At 40.3% G+C, this 2,791-nt stretch carries 4 protein-coding genes; 1 reads left to right on the forward strand and 3 read right to left on the reverse strand.

Annotated features, from left to right (window positions below; genetic code table 11):
• On the forward strand, positions 1 to 50 hold a 50-nt coding region (locus tag AC3A8L_RS20985; RefSeq protein ID WP_487964233.1), incomplete at its 5' end, for a DUF4124 domain-containing protein.
• A gap of 164 nt (positions 51 to 214) precedes the next feature.
• On the opposite strand, the gene AC3A8L_RS20990 is transcribed toward AC3A8L_RS20985, so the two are convergent.
• Genes AC3A8L_RS20990 through AC3A8L_RS21000 form a run of 3 tightly spaced genes read right to left on the reverse strand, consistent with a single transcriptional unit; the run spans position 215 to position 1,632 of the window.
• Entirely contained in the window at positions 215 to 616 is a 402-nt protein-coding gene (locus AC3A8L_RS20990) for a hypothetical protein (RefSeq protein WP_487964230.1), read from the reverse strand.
• The gene (locus AC3A8L_RS20995; RefSeq protein ID WP_487964231.1) at positions 609 to 995 is read right to left on the reverse strand and encodes a hypothetical protein; all 387 of its coding nucleotides are present in this window, start codon (positions 993 to 995) and stop codon (positions 609 to 611) included. The genes AC3A8L_RS20990 and AC3A8L_RS20995 overlap by 8 nt, the downstream gene beginning before the upstream one ends.
• 28 nt (positions 996 to 1,023) lie before the next feature.
• Positions 1,024 to 1,632 carry a hypothetical protein gene (locus AC3A8L_RS21000; protein ID WP_487964232.1) on the reverse strand — a complete coding sequence of 203 codons (609 nt, stop codon included), beginning with the start codon at positions 1,630 to 1,632 and terminating at the stop codon, positions 1,024 to 1,026.
• Positions 1,633 to 2,791: the final 1,159 nt, after the last annotated feature.

Below are 2,791 nucleotides of genomic sequence, written 5' to 3' on the forward strand. Positions count from 1 at the left end.
ATAGGTGGGTCGATAAAGATGGCCGTACCCACTACTCTAATGTCAAATAGGGAGAGCAAGCGGATCAAAATCAATCTAAAAGCCTGCCCTGGCTTCTTTTAGTCATTAAAACCTCTAGCCCACATCTGTCTTTAGTGGGATTCTCTATACCAAATAATCAATATTCCTGTTGAGGGTTTGTGTATGAAAAATAAATGCGTCCCCTTTGTCTTTGTTATGGCTTGAGATCGTTAACATATACTCGCCTCATTTGCCGCCCGTAGCCACAGCTATTAGAAAATAGATTTTCTTGAAATTTACTTTGTACGTACTTTCTATCTATATATTGAATATTAATTGAATCTATATTTTTCTCTAACGATTCACATGCCAACTTGTGGAGACCAGAGAAAATGCACCAAACCATTAGCTGGTGCCAATCATTCCATGATTCTGCTCTTTCCTCAGCCTGATCCCAAACTCTACTCAGTTGTGGAAAGTAGCCTCCATTATCTGGACGAAGCTTACCATCTGAGATTTCAATCTCCGCCGGCCATAACAACTTGGTTTCTCTAAATATCCTACTGAACTTCATTTTTTCTAGGTGCCATAACGCCCAAAGCAGTGGTTTATCCACTGCCTTTGTTTGTTATACCTTTTTTATTCGATAGTTTCTCTACCGCTGATTTTTGGGCAGCTTTATAGCGACGGATATTTTCATTAACATCGTTCGTTCGCTCAAACTCTACGTTTGTTGGTAATGGAATATCATTACTAAAGTCAGGATTTTTACGATACTTTAAGAGTGCAAATCTGACTAAAATTAACGCGAAACCTATTAGTAAAAATATTATTGATACAACTGCTTCTTCACTCCCGGTTACCTCTATACCACTCCTTTTAGTTGTAATCTCATCCGGGTTTATAAGGCCGTAAATGGAGAACAATACCAAGCTAGGCCCCAGAAAAGTGCAAGCCATCCGCACCTGATTGTAAACTTTGACAGTGGTACTCATAGTCTTACCATGAACGTATAACAGCTTATTAGAGGTCCATTGCTTTGTTGAGCAACTCTTTGTTTTGTTCCATGCCTTTAAAATAATCAGTTCCTTTTTCAACATAGTTGATGTACTTATTTACTCTGTAGCGTTGTAACAGGCTGACACGGTTAGAAAGTTTAAAGGCAGCCTGTTTGTATTCATGCAATGCTAAATCAATTAGTTGATCTTGGTTGTATACAAGTTGAACATATCTCTCAGGGTCAATCTCTATGATATTTTCAAAATTTGCGTTATTTAGAGAAAAGACGACCCGGCGTAATGAGTTATCAAGTTCTGTCGCAAATGCTGGATCAATTTGAGAAAGAGTAGTTGCAGCTTCAGATGAGGACTGGTCATTTTTCCCGATGTCATGATTAAGTTGGCTGGCTAACGTGGCACGCCAAGGTTCAAATTTTTCAACTGGTGGATTGTCTTTTCTGAAGTGCTCGGTAGCCCTGTCATAGTCTTTCAGATGCTTCCATGTTTTGAGTATTTGAAAGATGGCCTGATTGTAGATGCGAGAACTTGATAAGCGTGCAGAAGTGTAATCGGACATTGACTTAAGTAGCCAGCCGATAAAAATACCTGCCAATACTATCGTAATCTCGTTCATCAATTGCCTCTAACGTTGGCTTCAGCGGTGAGCAGGCCTACTCTGCATGGCTCGTGACAGGGCCAATAAGCCGCTGCAAGCGGCTATTATGTCGACCGTGGCGCTACGACGAGAACCACACCAAAACCTACCGAAACAACCTGTTGATTACCGCGAGAAAAGGGGTGGATATTATCCAAAACGCAAGTGGAAGCGGCCAGATCGCTCCCAGCCCAGCCCTCACATCACACGACCAGTTGGGATCACTTCCAGGAATCGCGAGCACTTGCAAAACACGGCATATTGTTATCGCAAGTGCCGCTACAAATGGATATGCGACTCCAGCGGCAAGAAAGCATACTATAACAGTGGCCGTATCGGCCCCCGCGCGATATGCAATAACGCTGCAGGTAGCTGCCACAATGCACGACGCACAAGACAATAGTATTTTTCCGAAAACCACCCCACTAGCCATAATTCTCTCCAGGATATCGCGATCACTTTCATTATGACATAACAGTGAATTAATAGGCCTTGAGGCTTATTAATTCACTGTTAAGTATATGAAAGCTGTAACCACTTTAATTCGGATAGCACTCATTTTTTTATGGCTAATTTTGTTTATCACCTTATTGGAAAGGTACAATATTATTCCCAGTACTAACATGACTCACTTGACACATAACAGTATGTTAATGAGGCCTTCGGCCTCATAATAATTATTAGAAGGCCGCCTTTTATTTTCTTATTCCTAATATGCATATCTTTTAACATATTGAAAATAATAGATTAATTATTATCGTAGGGTGATAAAAAGGCGGTTGGCCTTAAAAAACATTAACTTGGGGTACGGATTGAATAGGCTTGAAAAAGCTAGCCTCAAGGGGGAGGTTAATATCATGCGGAAATATCCCTTTCTTCAATCCGTTGAATCATTCATGCGGGTTCGCCATTACTGCAAGCGCACAATGTCCAATTACCTTTATGGGGTGAATATTTCATACTTTTTAATTACAAGCAACATACAAAATATTTGGGCGATACTCACATTGCAATAAGAATTGAAAAGTAAAAGGGAAACAGAAAAAGGAGCGCCGTTATTTTCGTGCTAGGCGGTTACCCTTGTATGAATTACTGAGATCTAAATATTTAACACATCCACAAATAATGTAAGACGTTG

The organism is Marinagarivorans sp., assembly GCF_982758155.1.

Excerpts from the sequence above, each read along its gene's own strand:
- AC3A8L_RS20995 (WP_487964231.1), bottom strand. The coding sequence starts at position 995 with ATGAGTACCACTGTCAAAGTTTACAATCAGGTGCGGATGGCTTGCACT.
- AC3A8L_RS21000 (WP_487964232.1), bottom strand. The coding sequence starts at position 1,632 with ATGAACGAGATTACGATAGTATTGGCAGGTATTTTTATCGGCTGGCTA.